The sequence below is a fragment of the Bacillus mycoides genome (assembly GCF_000832605.1).
Taxonomy (GTDB): domain Bacteria; phylum Bacillota; class Bacilli; order Bacillales; family Bacillaceae_G; genus Bacillus_A; species Bacillus_A mycoides.
On the sequence record NZ_CP009692.1, the window covers coordinates 2,563,782 to 2,581,194 of the forward strand.

At 34.3% G+C, this 17,413-nt stretch carries 18 protein-coding genes, 1 pseudogene and 1 riboswitch; of the genes and pseudogenes, 14 read left to right on the forward strand and 5 right to left on the reverse strand.

All coding sequences use genetic code 11. The features are described 5' to 3' along the window. Positions 1 to 60 precede the first annotated feature (60 nt). Positions 61 to 261, reverse strand: coding sequence for a helix-turn-helix transcriptional regulator (locus BG05_RS15130; RefSeq protein ID WP_002084410.1), 201 nt, complete (start codon positions 259 to 261; stop codon positions 61 to 63). Further along, entirely contained in the window at positions 249 to 608 is a 360-nt protein-coding gene (locus BG05_RS15135; RefSeq protein ID WP_002128288.1) for a DUF3796 domain-containing protein, read from the reverse strand. The genes BG05_RS15130 and BG05_RS15135 overlap by 13 nt, the downstream gene beginning before the upstream one ends. Before the next feature lie 331 nt (positions 609 to 939). Here BG05_RS15135 and BG05_RS15140 point away from each other — a divergent pair, with 331 nt between their 5' ends. The 6 genes from BG05_RS15140 to BG05_RS31065 all read left to right on the forward strand — a co-directional run bounded on the left by BG05_RS15140 (position 940) and on the right by BG05_RS31065 (position 6,011). Continuing rightward, a complete protein-coding gene (locus BG05_RS15140) occupies positions 940 to 1,134 on the forward strand; it encodes a hypothetical protein (RefSeq protein WP_002142517.1) in 195 nt (64 codons plus the stop codon). Positions 1,135 to 1,222: 88 nt separating this feature from the next. Beyond that, positions 1,223 to 1,948, forward strand: a complete 726-nt coding sequence (locus tag BG05_RS15145; protein WP_002033261.1) for an ABC transporter ATP-binding protein — start codon at positions 1,223 to 1,225, stop codon at positions 1,946 to 1,948. Beyond that, the gene (locus BG05_RS15150) at positions 1,941 to 3,605 is read left to right on the forward strand and encodes a putative ABC transporter permease subunit (RefSeq protein ID WP_002167957.1); all 1,665 of its coding nucleotides are present in this window, start codon (positions 1,941 to 1,943) and stop codon (positions 3,603 to 3,605) included. Before BG05_RS15145 ends, BG05_RS15150 begins: the two co-directional genes overlap by 8 nt. Before the next feature lie 56 nt (positions 3,606 to 3,661). Next, the gene (locus BG05_RS15155) at positions 3,662 to 4,420 is read left to right on the forward strand and encodes an SDR family oxidoreductase (RefSeq protein WP_002013978.1); all 759 of its coding nucleotides are present in this window, start codon (positions 3,662 to 3,664) and stop codon (positions 4,418 to 4,420) included. 336 nt (positions 4,421 to 4,756) lie between these two features. Then, positions 4,757 to 5,482 (forward strand): hypothetical protein, encoded by a 726-nt coding sequence (locus BG05_RS15160; protein ID WP_002185367.1) that lies wholly within the window; start codon positions 4,757 to 4,759, stop codon positions 5,480 to 5,482. 376 nt (positions 5,483 to 5,858) lie between these two features. Continuing rightward, positions 5,859 to 6,011 (forward strand): hypothetical protein, encoded by a 153-nt coding sequence (locus BG05_RS31065; RefSeq protein ID WP_002128281.1) that lies wholly within the window; start codon positions 5,859 to 5,861, stop codon positions 6,009 to 6,011. A gap of 371 nt (positions 6,012 to 6,382) precedes the next feature. Here the strand turns inward: BG05_RS31065 and BG05_RS15165 are convergent, their stop codons facing one another. After that, positions 6,383 to 6,757 carry a winged helix-turn-helix transcriptional regulator gene (locus tag BG05_RS15165; protein ID WP_002128279.1) on the reverse strand — a complete coding sequence of 125 codons (375 nt, stop codon included), beginning with the start codon at positions 6,755 to 6,757 and terminating at the stop codon, positions 6,383 to 6,385. A 127-nt stretch (positions 6,758 to 6,884) separates the two neighbouring features. Here BG05_RS15165 and BG05_RS15170 point away from each other — a divergent pair, with 127 nt between their 5' ends. Then, positions 6,885 to 7,565, forward strand: a complete 681-nt coding sequence (locus tag BG05_RS15170) for an NAD(P)H-dependent oxidoreductase (protein ID WP_033734157.1) — start codon at positions 6,885 to 6,887, stop codon at positions 7,563 to 7,565. Between the two features lie 84 nt (positions 7,566 to 7,649). On the opposite strand, the gene BG05_RS15175 is transcribed toward BG05_RS15170, so the two are convergent. After that, positions 7,650 to 9,323, reverse strand: a complete 1,674-nt coding sequence (locus BG05_RS15175; protein WP_003190469.1) for an alkaline phosphatase — start codon at positions 9,321 to 9,323, stop codon at positions 7,650 to 7,652. A 267-nt stretch (positions 9,324 to 9,590) separates the two neighbouring features. Between BG05_RS15175 and BG05_RS15180 the strand changes: the two genes are divergently transcribed. Both BG05_RS15180 and BG05_RS15185 read left to right on the forward strand, forming a co-directional pair. After that, positions 9,591 to 10,643, forward strand: a complete 1,053-nt coding sequence (locus BG05_RS15180; protein ID WP_002128274.1) for a pyruvate kinase — start codon at positions 9,591 to 9,593, stop codon at positions 10,641 to 10,643. Between the two features lie 363 nt (positions 10,644 to 11,006). Next, complete coding sequence (locus BG05_RS15185; protein WP_003190466.1) at positions 11,007 to 11,288, forward strand: DUF1292 domain-containing protein; 282 nt, start codon at positions 11,007 to 11,009, stop codon at positions 11,286 to 11,288. 158 nt (positions 11,289 to 11,446) lie between these two features. On the opposite strand, the gene BG05_RS15190 is transcribed toward BG05_RS15185, so the two are convergent. Then, the gene (locus BG05_RS15190) at positions 11,447 to 12,742 is read right to left on the reverse strand and encodes a histidine--tRNA ligase (protein WP_003190464.1); all 1,296 of its coding nucleotides are present in this window, start codon (positions 12,740 to 12,742) and stop codon (positions 11,447 to 11,449) included. A gap of 341 nt (positions 12,743 to 13,083) precedes the next feature. On the opposite strand from BG05_RS15190, the gene ybaK reads away from it, so the two are divergent. The 5 genes and pseudogenes from ybaK (at position 13,084) to BG05_RS15215 (ending at position 17,402) form a co-directional block, all read left to right on the forward strand. Then, the gene (gene ybaK / locus BG05_RS15195) at positions 13,084 to 13,560 is read left to right on the forward strand and encodes a Cys-tRNA(Pro) deacylase (RefSeq protein WP_002128271.1); all 477 of its coding nucleotides are present in this window, start codon (positions 13,084 to 13,086) and stop codon (positions 13,558 to 13,560) included. 630 nt (positions 13,561 to 14,190) lie between these two features. Continuing rightward, complete coding sequence (locus tag BG05_RS15200) at positions 14,191 to 14,373, forward strand: hypothetical protein (protein WP_002128270.1); 183 nt, start codon at positions 14,191 to 14,193, stop codon at positions 14,371 to 14,373. Positions 14,374 to 14,398: 25 nt separating this feature from the next. Next, positions 14,399 to 14,908 (forward strand): DUF6141 family protein, encoded by a 510-nt coding sequence (locus BG05_RS15205; protein ID WP_033734155.1) that lies wholly within the window; start codon positions 14,399 to 14,401, stop codon positions 14,906 to 14,908. 411 nt (positions 14,909 to 15,319) lie between these two features. Beyond that, positions 15,320 to 16,045: pseudogene (locus BG05_RS15210) on the forward strand (helix-turn-helix domain-containing protein); the annotation flags it as partial. Positions 16,046 to 16,244: 199 nt separating this feature from the next. Continuing rightward, positions 16,245 to 16,348: riboswitch (purine riboswitch) on the forward strand. A gap of 175 nt (positions 16,349 to 16,523) precedes the next feature. Then, the gene (locus BG05_RS15215) at positions 16,524 to 17,402 is read left to right on the forward strand and encodes a 5'-methylthioadenosine/S-adenosylhomocysteine nucleosidase (protein WP_002128267.1); all 879 of its coding nucleotides are present in this window, start codon (positions 16,524 to 16,526) and stop codon (positions 17,400 to 17,402) included. The last annotated feature ends 11 nt before the right edge of the window (positions 17,403 to 17,413 follow it).

Here is a 17,413-nt window from a genome sequence, read left to right on the forward strand (position 1 = left end):
TTTTGTAGATATGTTTCCCTCTCACGATTCAGTATTATATATTAAACTTGGTGCCCTTTATTAATCCTCAAAAATAAAAACCTCATCAATCGTACTATGTAGTGCCCTCGCTATATCATGAGCAAGCTGTAAGGAAGGGTTATACTTTCCTTTTTCAAGATGGCTAATCGTTTCACGACGTACACCAACCTTTTTCGCTAAATCTTCCTGCGTCATATGTACTTTGGCACGGTATTCTTTTATCTTCGTTACGAACGCCATGGTGCATCTTCCATTTCATCAACTGGTTTATCGTAAAAGAAGGTAGAGAATCCGAATGTAAGAATGAGTGTGCTGAAAATAAGAGCAATATCAATCTCTTGTAGTGTAGGATTCGGAAATAACATTTCAATAAAGATAATGATAGCGGTAGTTAATAACGTAATGATAAAGGCGTTGCGGCAAGATTTATTGACGATTTGTTCAAATAGTTCATCGTGTTGAACTTTTCTATACGTCGTGAAAAAGGAGAAGAAACAAAACATAGTAAACAATCCTTTTTCATAAAAAAATCCGAGAAACCCAAAGAAACCGAGAAATCCTAAATATTTTATCCAAGTCGTTTTCATGATAGATTCTCCTTTCGATGTTAGAAATAAAGTGAAACTTTAATCAGTGGGGGGTGTTCATCCCCCACTGATTATTAGCCTTCACCAATCGGGCGTTTACGGGCAGCAGGGCTCCCACCTAACTTCTTTGCTCCAGCCGAAATTTGAGGTGGGAGTCTTACTGCCAGTTAATGCGGGATAAATCACTATATGTTATAAATATATCACATATGGAAATTCATAGTAATAATAGTTTTGCGATTTATTTCATAATAATAGTAAAAAAGGTTAAATATTCTGTAAAATAAAAAGGGAAATATCGTAAAATGGATGTAAGGAGGGGGAGGACGAAATGTTAACTGGGATAATGATCGTTATATTACTTGTAGTTATTACTGTAATTGGAACGGTGTTAATTGGGCGAAATGGTGATGCGAATTATAGTAAAGCGACAAAAGGAAATATTAAACGACTTACGATGATTTATATAATACTAGCTGTTGTTTTAATTGTTGGATTAGGAGTTTATATTTATTTTAAAGGTTAAAAAAACTGAAAAATGTAAAAATCTATAAATATAAGTATGCTATAATGTTAATATAGTTAATTGGTAATTAAGGAAAGGATTGGATGTAATGATCGAAATTTTGAATGTGTCAAAAAGTTATAATGGATCTACCTATGCAGTAAAAGATTTAAGTTTATCTGTACCGAGCGGAGAAATCTTTGGGTTTTTAGGACCGAATGGTGCGGGTAAATCAACGACAATTAAGATGATTACTGGTATTCATGGGGTGGACAAAGGAACCATTACAATCAACGGTAAAGATATTATGAAAAATCCGATGGAAGCGAAGAAAACATTTGGCTATGTTCCAGATAGCCCGGATATGTTTTTACGATTAAAAGGGATTGAATATTTAAACTTTATGGCTGATATGTATGAAGTACCGAAGGAAGTAAGACAAGAACGAATAGAGTCATTAGCGAAGAAGTTTGATCTGTACAATGCTTTATCTGATCAAATTCAAAGTTATTCACACGGTATGAGACAAAAGATTGTTATTATCGGTGTGCTCGTACATGAACCAGATGTATGGATTTTAGATGAACCGTTAACAGGTCTTGATCCGAAATCTGCATATATTTTAAAAGAAATGATGAGAGAACATGCTGATAAAGGGAAGATTGTATTTTTCTCGACACACGTATTAGAAGTAGCTGAAAAAATATGTGACCGCGTCGCGATTATTAATAAGGGAAATCTTCAGTTTAAAGGGAATTTAAATGAAATGAGAGATCATTTTGAATCCAATGAATCACTTGAAAAAATGTTCTTGGAGATGACGGGCAATGAGTAAAATTTGGACGTTAACGAAAGTATTATTGAAATTAAATTATGCAGATTTCATAACAGATAAAAAGAAAAGATGGGCGTATTTATTTTCATTTGCAGCCATTTTATTTGTAGGTTTTTTAATATTCGGTTCGATGACCCATGGAATATATGAAGGAATGATACACCTCGGACAGGATCCAGGAATTGTTATTGCGATGGGATTAGCAGTTGCTAGTATATGGGTATTTTTGATGAGTATTATGAACATTTTAACAGTGTTTTACTATAGTAATGATGTTGAAATGTTGCTACCGTTACCGTTAAAACCAGCGCAAATTATTTCGGCAAAGTTCTTTACAGTGTTAATTACACAATACGTAATGAGCTCGTTTATTTTATTGCCTATCTTTATTACTTACGGTTTAAAGAGTGGGGCTTTCATTACATATTACATTTATATGATTGTCATTTACTTATTCTTCCCGATCATTCCGCTAGTTTTAGCTTCGTTAATTATGACAATTATTATGAGGTATACGAATATAGCGAAAAATAAAGATCGAGGAAGTATATTTATTGGAATCGTAAGTATACTATTTATCGTCGGAATCAATGTATTTATGCAATGGAGAAATAAAAGTGCAGTATCTGGAGCTGGAGATTCAGTTGCGAATTATCTTACAAATAATCAATCCTCCCTTTTTATACAAATGACAAATTATTTTCCGACTACATATTTTGGTGCAATGGGATTAGTAGAAAATGCATCGTGGAAGGGAATATTATACGTACTAATATATATTCTTATTTCTATCGCATTTTTCGGTTTGTTTTATTACATTGCAGAGCGTACATATTTAAAAGGGGTTATTGGACTTTCAACGAGTACAGCAAAGAAAGAGGTAATTTCAGCAGAAGGTTTACAGAAATCAACAGTACAAAGTTCTCATTTAAAAGCATATGTGAAAAAAGAATTTAAAACGTTATTCCGCACGCCACAATTTTTCTTAAATTGTATTGTGCAAACTTTCGTTATGCCAATTATGCTGTTCTTTGTTTTGTTTGTACAAGATGGAAATTTAAAATGGATTACAGGGTATATTGATAATCCAGAATCAGCAGGTTTCGCAATTGGTGTTGGCCTTTGTGCATCCTTATTTTTAATGGGGAGTAACGTTATTGCAACAACGTCATTCTCACGAGATGGAAGCTCTTGGTTTGTGAATCGCTACTTACCAGTAAAGGCTTCGGATATCTTTTTTGCGAAAGCGATAACGGCCTGGTTAATTAATGTAGTCATTTTAGGAGTATTCGGTATTACAATGGCATTTGTAGCAGGTATTTCGCCAGTCTTCATGATACTTTGGTTCTTACTAAGTGCGAACGGTTTATTGTTAATTAATTTAATCGGTACACGCTGGGATGCACAAACTGCAGATATTCATTGGGATACAGAACAGAAATTATTTAAAAGTCGATATACAACTTTGTGGAATTTTTTAGCTAATATTTTAATAGCTTTAGTTATTGTAGCGGGTGTAAGTGTATTATACTTCTTCCTTCAAGTAGGACTTTGGATTATGTTTATCGTTTTATTTGTAATGTTTACGATTGTAAATTATATCTTTATTAAAATTTTAAAATTAGGCGCTGAGCGTATATTGTCAAATATTAATTAAAAAGGTAGATCCTCTGTATTCGTGCAGGGGATTTATCCATAGATGGAGGAGAAAAGGTGAAGAAAATAGCAATTGTAACAGGGGCAACTCGTCTGAATGGAATTGGTGCAGCTGTATGCAAGGTGCTTGCTCAAAATGGGATAGACATTTTTTTCACGTATTGGCCTCGGTATGATAAAGCGATGCCATGGGGAATGAATGATCAAGAGCCCTTTTTGTTGAAAAAGGAAATTGAAAGTTACGGCGTTCGATGTGAAATGGCAGAAATAAACTTATCGCAGTCTTATTCGCCTAATCGTGTATTGTATATGGTATCAGAACGTTTAGGGGATCCATCTATTCTTATTAATAATGCGGCGTATTCTACTCCTACGAAAATTGAAGAGTTAGATGTAGAACAGCTAGATAAACATTATACGGTTAATGTTCGTGCTCCTATGCTATTAAGTTCATTATTTATTAAACATTTTTCACTTAAAACGAGTGGAAGTATTATAAATCTTACTTCTGGGCAGTCATTAGGTCCGATGCCAGATGAACTAGCATACGTAGCAACGAAAGGAGCAATAGAAGCATTTACAAAGTCAGTTGCACCAGTTGCTATGGAGAAGGGGATTACAGTCAATGCTGTTGATCCAGGACCGACGAATACAGGATGGATTACAGAGGAATTACAGCATCATTTAGTATGGAAATTCCCGCAAGGAAGAGTTGGAGAACCGGTGGATGCGGCACGCTTAATTGCTTTTTTAGTAAGTGAAGAAGCGAAGTGGGTTACTGGGCAAGTCATTCATTCGAACGGTGGTTATTCATAAAAATATTATGTTAACAATTGTTGAGAAATAAAAAAATTAGTAATTATTTTGTTTTTTTTATAAATAAAATGTCAAGAAAGATAAAAAATTGATAGGGGAGTATGTTGTCATTTGTAGATTGTAAATCTTCATGTGACAACATACTCTTTTTCTTTTGCTACAGAGGAGGAAAATGTAGTAGAAAAAACTCGAATATTAAAATGAATTTATCGTTTTTTGTACGTATTATTATGAAGATTACTGTCGGAAAGATGGTGATTCGTATGAAAAGGGATTTTTTAAGGGGAAATAGAATCGTAAAGAGAAGGATAAAATTGTAAACATAGGGGGATTTTTATGAAAATGAAAAAGGTCGCTATCGCATCAGTAGCAATTGGTACAATGCTTACAATGGCAGCTTGTAGTACCTCCACAGATAAAGATGCAGCGAAGAAGGATCAGGCAACTGCACAAAATGAAGAGCAATCGAAAACGACAAGTGCAGATGAAGCGTCAAAAACAACGAAAGATACTGAAAAAGACACAAATACTTCTTCGAATGAAAAAACAGATAAGGATGCAAAAAATACAAAGGAATCATCAGGAACAGAAAGTAACGGCAAAACAACAAAAGAAAAAGAAACGACAGGAAAAACGAATGATCAAACTACTAGCGGAAAAACAACAGATCAAAGTACAAGTACAAACAACAACGGAAAAACAACAGATCAAAGTACAAGTACAAACAATAACGGAAAAACAACGAAAGATCCGAAGAAAAGCGTCGCTGTGAAAACAAATGTAAAAGAAGTTGTTACATTAATTGAAAGCTTGGACAAGCAATTAGCTGCAAATCCTAAATTAGAAACAGTTAATAAACTTGGAAAACAAATTAATGAGAAGTGGGATGTCATTGAAAAAGAGTTAGAAGCATCACATCCGACTGAATATAAAACAATTGGCCAAAGTATGTATCCGTTAATTGTAGGAGCGGAGAAAGAAAAGATCGATATTAATAAAATGAAGTCATTAACGACGAAAACGAAAAAAGATTTAAATCAATTATTAACGAAGCTTTCATAGTTTCAAAAGCCTACTCGTGTGAGTAGGCCTTTTTAGTTTGTTGTACATTCTCGTTTGGTGTTAAGAAATAAAGACTTCATTTAAAAGGAACATCACAATGATAAAAAAGAGTGATAACTATTAAAGATATTTTTTGATAGGAAGTCATATAAAACGCTCCCTTGTATTTATATTTGCAATTTAGTAGTTTTTAAAGTTCATTATTTTCTACAAAAATTTCATTTTGTAGAAAAGGGGAATGGATTGATATGTACGATAAAGAGGAAGTTTATGATGAAGAAATTGCACCAGTATCGCAGAAAATCCTAGAAATATGTAAAACGAGAAGAACTTCCAATGGTCGCACAATTTTATTTAGCGGAAGAGTCTCCATACAGTGGCTGTTCAACCATTATATTGTTCGTCAGCAATTGTTCAGGGAGAACATAATGAAGAAGAAGGCATTCAGCAGTTACAATCAATTGCTCAAATTATGAAATACGGAACAAATGGACCACCAGTAGTAATGACGGCAATGATTCGAAAATAAAAAAGCAGCTAACAAAAGCTAGCTGCCCGACTCTCCAAGGGGGAACAAGGAGAAAATCTAATGTCATGTATAGCATTGACGGAATATTGAATTTTATTCAAGGGGGGCTTATTTTTAAATGTAATTTAGGGTTGGTTCCAGAAAAGTGACATACCACAAAAATATAAAATTATTAAAAGGACAATTACTATGAAAGCAATTAAAGAAACTTTCTTCCATAAATTTTTCATCAGTAGACCTCCTTTATGAAGAATATTAACACTTTTCCAGAATCTGACCCAAATAATCCTTTTACTCAAAAAAAATCGCCTGTATACTAAGAGGCAATCTTTTTTGAGTTGTTTGTAATGGCTAATTACAGGTTTTAAATACTATTTAGTGTTATTTCTACTTTCCAAAACCTGCTCCATATTATTAGTCGCCCATTCCATCATTAAAAGGATAATTGGACGTAGCGACTCGCCTAGTTCGGTTAACGAATATTCTACTTTAGGAGGTACTTCACGATATACCTCCCGATGTACGATGCCATCTGCTTCAAGTTCTCTAAGTTGAAGTGTTAACATTCTTTGGGTGATATTAGGTTTTAATCTTTTTAATTCATTAAATCGTTTCTTACCATCTAATAAATGATAAAGAATAACACCTTTCCATTTTCCGCCAATAACCTCGACGATAGCTTCTACTGGACAAGAATATTTATTTAAAAATGGATAATTTACATCATCTTCTTTTGAACTAATCATAAAAAGACTCTCCCTTAACAATAGTATCTTTTTTGATACTATAGCACATAAATGTGCGTACTTGTATCATTGTTACTTTGAAAATATAATTTGGTTAAATAATAATTTAATGAAAAGGGGATCTTTTATGACTAACATAAAACAAAATACAAAACAAAAAATTATTGAGGCTTTTAACTTTAGACATGCATGTAAAGAATTTGATCCTATGAAGAAAATTTCAGAAGATGATTTTAAATTTATTTTAGAAACAGGAAGATTATCTCCTTCTTCTTTTGGATATGAGCCTTGGAAATTTATTGTGGTACAAAATAAAGAATTAAGAGAAAAACTATTACCATATTCATGGGGAGCAGGTGGGCAACTTTCAACAGCAAGTCATTTTGTCATTGTTCTTTCAAGAAACATCAAAGATATGCACTATGATGCAGAATATATTCAGCACATGATGAAAGATATTATTGGATTGCCTGAAGAAGCCCAACAAATGAGATATGAATTCTTCAAAAAATTCCAAGAATCGGATTTTAAATTGTTAGACTCCGAACGTGCTGTATTTGATTGGTCATCAAAGCAATCTTATATTGCTTTAGCTAATATGATGACTAGTGCAGCTCAAATCGGTATTGATTCTTGTCCAATGGAAGGATTCGATAAAGAAAAAGTAGATTCTTTACTTCGTCAAGAAGGAATTTTAAAAGATGATAATCTTGAGGTATCAGTTATGGTTGCATTTGGATACCGTAAAGGAGAACAAAAATTTAATAAAACAAGACAAACTATGGATACTATTGTTGAATGGATTTAATAAGATAAATTTGTATCCATATAACGAAAAAAACGCTACCCTTTCTATAGAAAGGATAGCGTTTTTTTATGTCTGTTTTTAAATTTAGCGAGAATGCTTTGTGAATAGTTGAAGTGCTCTTTCAGGTACATAGAATTTCTCGTTGCTTTCTACAACGATGCCTCCTAATTCATAATCTTTCCCACCAATATATATAATGCTTTTATTAACAAACAATTTGGCCTCCGTATTATTGCGTTTTACTACAAGCACCGGGTTTCGTGCATCTTTTTTGTCAATCGTTACAGTTGCACCAATTTGTTTAAAGGATGTTTCAGCATCTAAGAATAATTTCTTAGATAATTCTCCTAATTGAAAGCCCATTGCTTTGGCCATTATTTTCGCAATGTCTGTATTTTGGACTAAACCGTATGGCTTTTGAGGACCGTAAGAGTATAAGAATACATCTTCACCCGTATGACCACCAGTTGTAAAACCGATGTTCGCACGGTTGGCCAATAATTTAGTAAGGATTGGACCTACATCAGTTTTCTTTTGTGCAGCTTTTAACAGCTCTTTTTCATTATCAGTTAGGTCGTCTAAACCGTAAAGTGCAGCGACCTCTTTTATATTAGATAAATCATCTTTTAGTTTATTTGTAGCACCTTCAAGTGTCATTTTCGCCTTTTTCAGTGGGGCAATGTAAGCTGATACTGGTGTAGTATCATAGCCTTTTGTGGTATTGCTGTTACCAATGGAAATACCGCTATTACCATGATCCGCTAAAGCAATGACCATAGTGTTACCGTCTTTCTTCGCAAATTCTAATGCTTCTGTAACTGCAACATCAAATGCCAATACATCGCTAATCATCCCGATTGGATCATTTGCATGTGCTGCCCAATCTGCCTTACTACCTTCTACAAATAAGAAGAAACCATCTTTATCTTTTGATAATGTTTGAATTGCTTTTCTCGTCATCTGGGAAAGAGTTGGCTGCTTAGGATTGGTTATTCTACGATCCATATCGAACGCAAGGGCAGTATTAGAGAAAGAACCCCAGATTTTATTTGATTTGGAGTTTAATAACGCATCTTTTGTTTCGACAAAGTCGTACCCTTTGTCTTGAATCACTTTTACTAAATCTTCGTTGTCTTTACGAATTCCGTTGCTTGTCGTAGGCTGAAGTGCTGCTTTTCCACCACCTAATACAACTTCTATATTTTGATACACTTGCTGTTCACCAAGTACTTCGAAATCTTTACGGTTAACGTGGTGGGCAGAGAAACTAGCCGGAGTAGCATGTTGAATTTCTGATGTAGCAATGATTCCTGTCGCGCGGCCGGAACGTTTTGCGCCTTCTAAGACGTTGGCAACTGGACGAAACTTGCATTCTTCTTTCACTGGTTCTAAGCCAGGTGAATTCACAACAGAAGGTAATACGCCCACGTAGCCTGAATTTGATTTATTTCCTGTCGCTAAAGCTGTGGCTGCTGGTGCAGAGTCCGTAATAGCCGATTCTGCTGAGTATGTACGAACACCTCCGGATACAATTTGATCTAGCGCAAGAGGTGAACCTTTGTACCACCGGGCTAATGTTGTAGCAGAAGAACTTGTCCCATCTATAACCATGAAAATCACATTTTTAGGTTGCTTTCCTGCTTTTTTTACCTCAGCTTTTACCTCATTATCGTTCATTATGATTCCTGTTGCTAATGTAAATAGTGCTACCGTTCCCGCTAATGTTAGTCCCATTATTTTTTTTCGAAGAGTAGTCATTGTGGTTCCTCCATAGGTCGTTTTCGATATCCCAATCTAACGTTCGTATGTAAACAAGATTTATTATTAGTAGTACCCCATTGCAACGAAACTAACAATAACGATTGAGTCAAAATGTTGGGCACAAAAAGTTAAATTAAAGCTATTTCTTCAGCAAAATATTCTCTTCATATAAAACCTCTTTGCACCCTTAGTTACACGGTCTTTCCTATAAAAAGAATCTTCTCTTTATTTTATGGGAAACATTTAAAAAAGGATGGTGGGGACATGACAATTGATCGAGTTTGTACAATTGGGCCAGCGAGTAATAATGAAGAAACGTTAGCGCAGTTAATAAACAATGGTATGAAAATTGTTCGGTTAAATTTATCACATGGTACGCATGAAAGTCATAAAGACATCATTCGTTTAGTAAAATCGTTAGACGATTCTATTAAAATTCTAGGGGATGTACAAGGTCCTAAAATAAGATTGGGTGAAATGAAAGAAGAACAAATTACACTTGAAGCAGGGGAGTTATTTACTTTACATACCAATCCAGTTCAAGGGAATAAAGAAGAAGCAAGTGTTGATTATGTAGGGATCGCGAATGACGTGAAAGTTGGAAGTAGAATTCTTATTAATGATGGAGAAGTTGAATTAGTTGTTGAAAAGGTAAGTACGGACAAAATAGAAACGAGAATAAAAACAGGTGGCAATATTTCCTCTCATAAAGGGGTGAACTTACCAGGCACAATTGTTGGTTTGCCAGCTATTACGGAGAAAGATAAAAAAGATATTCAATTTCTTCTAGAAGAGGAAGTTGATTTTATTGCGTGTTCTTTCGTTCGAAAACCTAGTCATATAAAGGAAATACGAAGTTTTATACATGAACATAAAGAAACATCTCCTAATTTAATTGCAAAAATAGAAACGATGGAAGCAATCGAGAATTTTCAAGACATATGCAAAGAAGCGGATGGCATTATGATCGCAAGGGGAGATTTAGGTGTGGAATTGCCGTATCAATTTATTCCGCTTTTGCAAAAAATGATGATTCGTGAGTGCAATCGAACGAATACATATGTCATTACAGCGACACAAATGCTTCAATCTATGGTAGATCATTCTATTCCTACAAGAGCTGAGGTAACAGATGTATTTCAAGCTGTATTAGACGGAACGAATGCTGTTATGCTTTCTGCTGAAAGTGCGTCAGGAGAGCATCCAATCGAAAGTGTGAAAACGTTACGTCTCGTTTCTGAATTCGCTGAGCATGTAAAAAAAGACGGTCCTTTTGCGATGAAAGATGTATTGGAATTGCTGCATAAGTCTCTTTAGTTTATATAGAAGGATTTATCTCTCATCCTAAAAACGTACGGAAAGGAATCAGGATAGGAGGTGCTATTTTAGTATTTACTTACAGATTGAAAGGTGGCATTCCAGCTACCTATATGAAAGAACCATTATGGAACATGGAGGTCTTTCGGAAATCTAAAGAAGGATTTTAAATTAATTAATCCAATTATCTCATTTAAAATATGTTCATTCCTATTCATAAATGATATCCTTATAGTTGAATACTTTTGCTGAATCAGCAAGAATTTGTTGTTCTTTCTGTATGAATTCAACTTTTTTATGGAAAGATATGTTAGTAAGTGTGCAATTTGAACGTTTTATTTTTTAGAGTATGATAGGAGGAGAATGAATATGGAAGCAATTGAAGTAGGCGAAATTTTTAGTCTTACCGATGAGAATAATGAAGAACAGGAAGTTGAAGTGCTTGGAGCGATGGATGTCGAAGGTGCAGAATACATTGCGGTTGCCTTTGTAGAAGACATTCAAACAGAAACTGAGGAAGACATTGATATCTTCTTTTTAAAAATAGAAGAAGATAATGAATTCTCATACATAGAGAATGACGAGGAATTTGAAAAAGTATCTGCGGCGTTCGAGAAGATTATGGACGAGCAAGAACAAGAATAATAATAAAAAGAGTTAGAAAAAAGAGGGAGATGCATATCTGCCCTCTTTTTTTTATATGGTTGAAAATTACATTTATAGAAATCAATAATTATATTATGTAAACTGAATGACTCTTTATTTATGCACTAGAAAAACCACCCGAATGAGGGTGGCGCTTATTATATATAGTTATTAAATGTGTTATTTTCCAAGGAAGAGAGGGGAATCTTCACTTCAGTACCTTCCTTCATATTACGCAATACAACTGTTTCTGTAGATAGTTCCTCTTCACCAATTATTAGCACATACGGGATATTTTCTTTATTTGCATAATTAAGGGCACGTTTCAATTTACGTCCGGCTAGTTCAAGTTCGACTTTTAAAGAAGTAGTAGAGCGCAATTGCTGGGCAATTTGTAAGCATTGTAATTCTGTCCCGAGTGGGATGATAAATAAATCCGCTGTAGATGATATGGTTTCTTTCTGTGATAGTGCTGTATAAATAACGTCTAAACCGAATGAAATACCGACTGTTGGATAGTTCATATTATCACCACGGAATGCTCCGATAATATTATCGTATCGACCACCGCTACCGATGCTAGATGTAATCGTGCCATCTTTTAGAAAGATTTCATACACAGTGCCTGTATACATTGTGAGTCCTCTTGCTAAAAACGGATTGAATATCGTATTTTCATTTATTCCGAGAGCGAGTAAGTATTGCTGTAGTTGTTGTAGTTCCTCTACTCCATCGGCGACAAGTGTATTATTGAAAGTGTCTTTAAAGTCGGCTATAGGGAGCTTTAGGCAAGATAAAACAGTATTACATATTGTATCGGCCATTTCTACAGTAATCCCGCGATCCAATACATCTTTTCGTACACCATCAATCCCAATCTTTTCGATTTTATCCAATGATAAAATTACGTCACTCGTTAGTTCAGTAGGGATGTTAATAGACTGGAGAATACCGTTTAACAATTTTCGGTTATTATATTGGATCGTTACTTCTAAGTTTAACGTTCGGAACAGCTCAAACGCCATGCTCATGAGTTCAGCTTCCGCCATGACTGATTCTACACCGACTATATCAACGTCACATTGAATGAACTCACGGAATCTTCCTTGTTTAATTGGCCCATCTCGAAATACTTTCCCAATTTCATAGCGTTTAAAGGGTAGGCGGATGTTCGGATTCATCGCCACGACTTTTGCGAATGGAATTGTTAAATCATAACGTAAGGCAAGATCGCGTTTTCCTTGATCCTTAAGTGTATATATTTCTTTTAAAATTTCATCGCCACCACCGTACTTGTAAGACATAAGATCATACATATTTAACGTTGGTGTCTCTAACGGTTTACAGCCATAACGTTCAAACGTATCTTCACAAGCTCTTTTAATTTTATTTCGTAGTACTTGTTCCTCTGGTAAATAGTCTTTTGTCCCTTTTACATTTTTCATTTCCACCATAATCACTCCTCTTTTAAATTAAAAAAAGCTATGCAGGTATAAAAATACCCACATAGCTTTATGAACGCTTCGTGGGTCAACAGGAAAAGCCCTGTACCCACGAAGAAAAATTTTTCTTCGGATACACGGCGTTACGTATGATGATGAAGTTGGAAAGACGTATTAAAAGTTCGCATTAAAATCTCTCCTTAACATAAGTTTTTCCAAATTATATCAGATGAATTTGGAAATATCAATATTTTCAGTTTTGAAGAATACGTGAAGTTATGTAGGAGAAATTGAAAAGAGTGTATAATAAAAGAAAATTTAATAATATGAAATAACTTTTTAAGGAGAACACTATGAAAAAAGATAAAACAAATGCGATGCGAATATTAGAAAAAGAAAAAATTGAATATTCGATGATGTCATATGATCCGGACGATGGGAAAATTGATGGCGTATCAGTTGCTGGGAAAATTGGTAGAGAAGTGAGAGAAGTATATAAAACACTTGTCGCTCAAGGGAATAGTAAGGATTATCATGTGTTCATTATCCCAGTAGATGAGGAACTAAATTTAAAAGCAGCCGCAAAGGCGGTCGGTGAAAAGAAGATAGAAATGATTCCTGTTAAAGATATTACGAAAGTTTCAGGGTATATTCGCGGTGGTTGTTCACCAGTAGGAATGAAGAAATTATTTTCTACATGTATTGATGAAAGTGCCCAATCACTTGAAACAATCATTGTAAGCGGCGGGAAAATCGGCGTGCAAATTGAGCTTAAAGTTGAAGATTTGATGAAAGTGACGAGAGCGCAGTTTGGTGAGATAACGAAATAAGTATACATAGGAAAAGAAGTTCTAATTTTATTAAATTTAGATAAAGATTTATAGGATAATTAGTCCATTATGAGGGCGGATTATCCTTTTTTATTTACATAATGAATGAAATGAAAAGAGATTGAATTTTTAGTTTAATAAGTATAATATGGATGTGTAATTTTAATCATTTGTTTGGCTTTAGGAGGAGTACAATGCCTCGTTTCAAGGACTTTAAATAAACAAGCAGAGTTACTTTTAAAGATAGACAAAGGACGGGAAAGTGTTTTAATGAGGGTTCAAGAAATACCCATAAGAAAGCACATATTGGGGGATGCCAGTATTTTGGAAAACCCCCACGCTAAGAGCATGCAAGATTTTATACAGTTTTTTGACTAATCCAGTAACAAACAAGAGCCCTAAAACCGTGCCAGGATAGGAATGTATAAAAAAATGTATAGATTCATAGAACTAAAAAAGAAGGTTCCCTTGTGAGAGCAGGGTCCTCCTTTTTCCTTGCTACCGATAATGAGACGTTATGTTAACCAAGTATGCATACAATATACAACCAAAATCAAACAATATATCACTTCTCTCATATGGTAAAATAGGGAAAAAGGAGATGGGAGAAAAAATAAGGGAGGGGTATAAATGAAATATATTAATGGATTATACATATCACTTATATTAATAATGTTTATTAATTTACTTAATACTACAATATTTGAAAATAAATATTCAGGGATAACAATGTATCTTTCTTCCATTATATTCATAATTGGGAGCGCATTTTTCGGAAGTGCAAAACGGCTTAAAATTAGTGAGAAAAAATAAACCATTTAGGAGGTGACAATCATTAATGAAACAACAAGAACAAGTTATCTTTCGTGAGGTTCAGCGATCCCCAATTTGGGTATGGATACTCATATTAGGGATTTCCATACTGATGTGGTATGGATTTATTCAACAAATTATTCTTGATATCCCGTTTGGAGATAAACCAGCTCCTAATGGTGTATTAATTGTTATGTGGTTGTTTTTCGGGATTGCCTTTCCTGTATTAATGCTTGGAGTATTGAAACTGATCATTGAGGTCCGTGAAAAAGGTCTTTATGTTCGTTTTGTTCCTTTTCATTTTCAATATAAGCAGTACCTTTTCAAAAATATACATCATTATGAATGCATTACTTACAGTCCACTAAAACGATTTGGGGGATGGGGAATTCGTTTTAACCTTAAGAATGAAAAAGCCTATAACATGAATGGAAATAAAGGTATAGAGTTAAAGTTGCAATATAACACAGTAGTAATCGGCACTCAAAAACCAGACGAATTAAAAAAAGCACTGGACTCAGTACAAAAAGTATAATGAAAATTAATATTCAACAAATGGGCGCAATTCAAGAATTTGTACTAGGTATACCTACTTTAAAAATAACTTAAATTTACTTCCACTTTCGAAAACTATGCAAATAAGTTGTTCACTGGATTCTCATAGAAAACTGTGGTGAGATGAAATTTTTGATTTTGAAGCACTTCAAAATCTTAGCTAGATGGCTATGTATCGGTACCCCACAATAAAAAGGCAGGAACATATCAAATATGTTCCTGCCTTTGATTTTATTAAGTTTAATATCTATGACCTAAATATAATAAAATTTGGAGCTTCTTTTATTTTAGAGAGATGTTTCCTAACAGTTGATTTTGTTAACGAAAGTCGACTTTAAATCTATATTTTGTGTGAAATAAAGTACATATAATAAAAGTATGAGGTGAAACAGTGAGAGAAATTCATATTCATAAAATCATTGCGGATAAGAGAAAAGAAAAAGGAATTACACAGGAAGAGTTAGCGGCGTATATCGGTATTACGAAAGCATCTGTTTCCAAATGGGAGACTGGGCAGAGTTATCCGGATATTACATTTTTGCCACTGTTAGCATCGTACTTTAACATAAGTATAGATGAATTAATCTGTTATACACCGCAAATGAAACAGGAAGATATTAAAAATTTATATCATAGACTAGCGGAAGCTTTTAGTGAAGAACCGTTTGATGAAGTAATGATGGAGTGCAGGGAAGTGACAAAAAAATATTATTCTTGTTTTCCATTATTAATTCAAATGGGGCTACTTTTTATTAATCACCACATGTTAACAGAGGATATGGATAGAAGAATTGAAATTTTAGAAGAGGCAATGTATCTCTTTAGCCGAGTGCAGGAAGAAAGTGATGATGTTTCTCTTGTGAAAGAGGCGGCATCTTTTCAAGCAACTTGCTATCTTATACTCAATAGACCAAATGAGGTGCTTCAATTACTTGGCGAAACGATACGACCTAATTTTCCAGAGGAAGATTTAATCGCACAAGCGTATCAAATGCTTGGAAATACTGAGAAGGCGAATGAAATGATGCAAATTAGTATGTACCAACATTTAATACAACTCGTTGCGACAATACCGAATTATGTAGTAGTAAATGCCTCAAACGCTGAAAACGTAGAGTAATTGTCTGTAAAAGATCGGTTGTTGTAGGTTAATCTAGTTTAGTATATGGGTTATGAGTTTTTTAGCGTCGTTATCCATTTAGGAATGATAAATCCTAACTATTTAAGTTGTAAAAACGAACATTTTTATTATTTTTATTAAAAGTGTTCACTTTTAGATTGTGTATACACTAAAAGTTTGTTATATTATCAATATAATAATTTTAAATAACATCACTCGTATATACTCGGTAATATGGTCCGAGCGTTTCTACCTAGTTCCCAATGAAAGAACTGGACTACGGGTTAAAGTATTCGGTCATTCGGTGTATTGAGCCGCTACCGTTCTATAATTTAGCAATGGCCTTATCTTTTGCTTAATTAACTTTGACTACCGTAGTTCTAGAAAGTAGAGATTTTTCTACAATTTCTAGAGCTTTTTTCTTTGGACCAAAACATCGAGTATAGAAAACAACAAGAGAAAGAGGAGATTATTTATGAAGAAGAATACGTTGAAAAAATGTGCTGCCCTAGTAACTACTGTTGCATTGTCATTCTCAATACTTGCGGGATGTAATGCGGGTCCAAAACAAGTTGAGGCAAAAAGTAATCAAAAACCAATCTTAATTCAAGGTCCAATGCCAATAGAAGCTGAAAAATTTGCAAAAAGGTTAAAAAATGTGAAAGAAGAAAAATCTGGAACTTTTACCTTTTATAAAGGAACTGTAGACAATTATCCTGTAATCGTTGCGAAAACAGGTAAAGGAATGGAAAATACAGCAGCCGCTACAGCAGTGGCTATTGAAAAATATAAGCCTATAGCGATTATTAACCAAGGAACATCAGGTGGACATGATCCTAATTTAAACGTATTTGATATTGTTTTAGGAAAACAAGTCGCGAATATAGGGTCATTAAAAACAACAAATATGGATGAGAACCAAGGGATTGAACCGGCAAAATGGATATCTATGGACTTAATGGCTTCTGAAGGAAGTGCAGGAGAAGATCCAAATGCTGAGAAAATCCGATACTATGAGGGAGATAAGGATTTACTTGCAGCAGCTAATGCAGTGAAAGATAAATATACAAAAGGTAAAGTGGTGGAAGGTACTATAGGTTCAGCAGACGTTTGGAATAATGAAGTTGATAGAATTAAATGGTTCCATACAAAATACGGTACATCTGTAGAAGAAATGGAAGGTGCAGCAGCAGCGCAAATCGCAAAAGCTTATGACGTACCATTCTTAGGGATTCGCGTATTATCTAACAATAAAACAAACGGCGGAAAATACAACCCAAATACCGCAGCGGCAAATCAAGAATATGTATATGAAGTAGTTAAAAAGTATATAGATTCGATACCAAATAAATAGTAGTAGTTCTG

What these genes read in the sequence shown, in the direction of transcription:
- BG05_RS15130 (WP_002084410.1), bottom strand. Translation starts at nt 261, where the DNA reads ATGGCGTTCGTAACGAAGATAAAAGAATACCGTGCCAAAGTACATATG.
- BG05_RS15135 (WP_002128288.1), bottom strand. Translation starts at nt 608, where the DNA reads ATGAAAACGACTTGGATAAAATATTTAGGATTTCTCGGTTTCTTTGGG.
- BG05_RS15140 (WP_002142517.1), top strand. Translation starts at nt 940, where the DNA reads ATGTTAACTGGGATAATGATCGTTATATTACTTGTAGTTATTACTGTA.
- BG05_RS15145 (WP_002033261.1), top strand. Translation starts at nt 1,223, where the DNA reads ATGATCGAAATTTTGAATGTGTCAAAAAGTTATAATGGATCTACCTAT.
- BG05_RS15150 (WP_002167957.1), top strand. Translation starts at nt 1,941, where the DNA reads ATGAGTAAAATTTGGACGTTAACGAAAGTATTATTGAAATTAAATTAT.
- BG05_RS15160 (WP_002185367.1), top strand. Translation starts at nt 4,757, where the DNA reads ATGAAAATGAAAAAGGTCGCTATCGCATCAGTAGCAATTGGTACAATG.
- BG05_RS15165 (WP_002128279.1), bottom strand. Translation starts at nt 6,757, where the DNA reads ATGATTAGTTCAAAAGAAGATGATGTAAATTATCCATTTTTAAATAAA.
- BG05_RS15170 (WP_033734157.1), top strand. Translation starts at nt 6,885, where the DNA reads ATGACTAACATAAAACAAAATACAAAACAAAAAATTATTGAGGCTTTT.
- BG05_RS15175 (WP_003190469.1), bottom strand. Translation starts at nt 9,323, where the DNA reads ATGACTACTCTTCGAAAAAAAATAATGGGACTAACATTAGCGGGAACG.
- BG05_RS15180 (WP_002128274.1), top strand. Translation starts at nt 9,591, where the DNA reads ATGACAATTGATCGAGTTTGTACAATTGGGCCAGCGAGTAATAATGAA.
- BG05_RS15185 (WP_003190466.1), top strand. Translation starts at nt 11,007, where the DNA reads ATGAATATGGAAGCAATTGAAGTAGGCGAAATTTTTAGTCTTACCGAT.
- BG05_RS15190 (WP_003190464.1), bottom strand. Translation starts at nt 12,742, where the DNA reads ATGGTGGAAATGAAAAATGTAAAAGGGACAAAAGACTATTTACCAGAG.
- ybaK (WP_002128271.1), top strand. Translation starts at nt 13,084, where the DNA reads ATGAAAAAAGATAAAACAAATGCGATGCGAATATTAGAAAAAGAAAAA.
- BG05_RS15200 (WP_002128270.1), top strand. Translation starts at nt 14,191, where the DNA reads ATGAAATATATTAATGGATTATACATATCACTTATATTAATAATGTTT.
- BG05_RS15205 (WP_033734155.1), top strand. Translation starts at nt 14,399, where the DNA reads ATGAAACAACAAGAACAAGTTATCTTTCGTGAGGTTCAGCGATCCCCA.
- BG05_RS15215 (WP_002128267.1), top strand. Translation starts at nt 16,524, where the DNA reads ATGAAGAAGAATACGTTGAAAAAATGTGCTGCCCTAGTAACTACTGTT.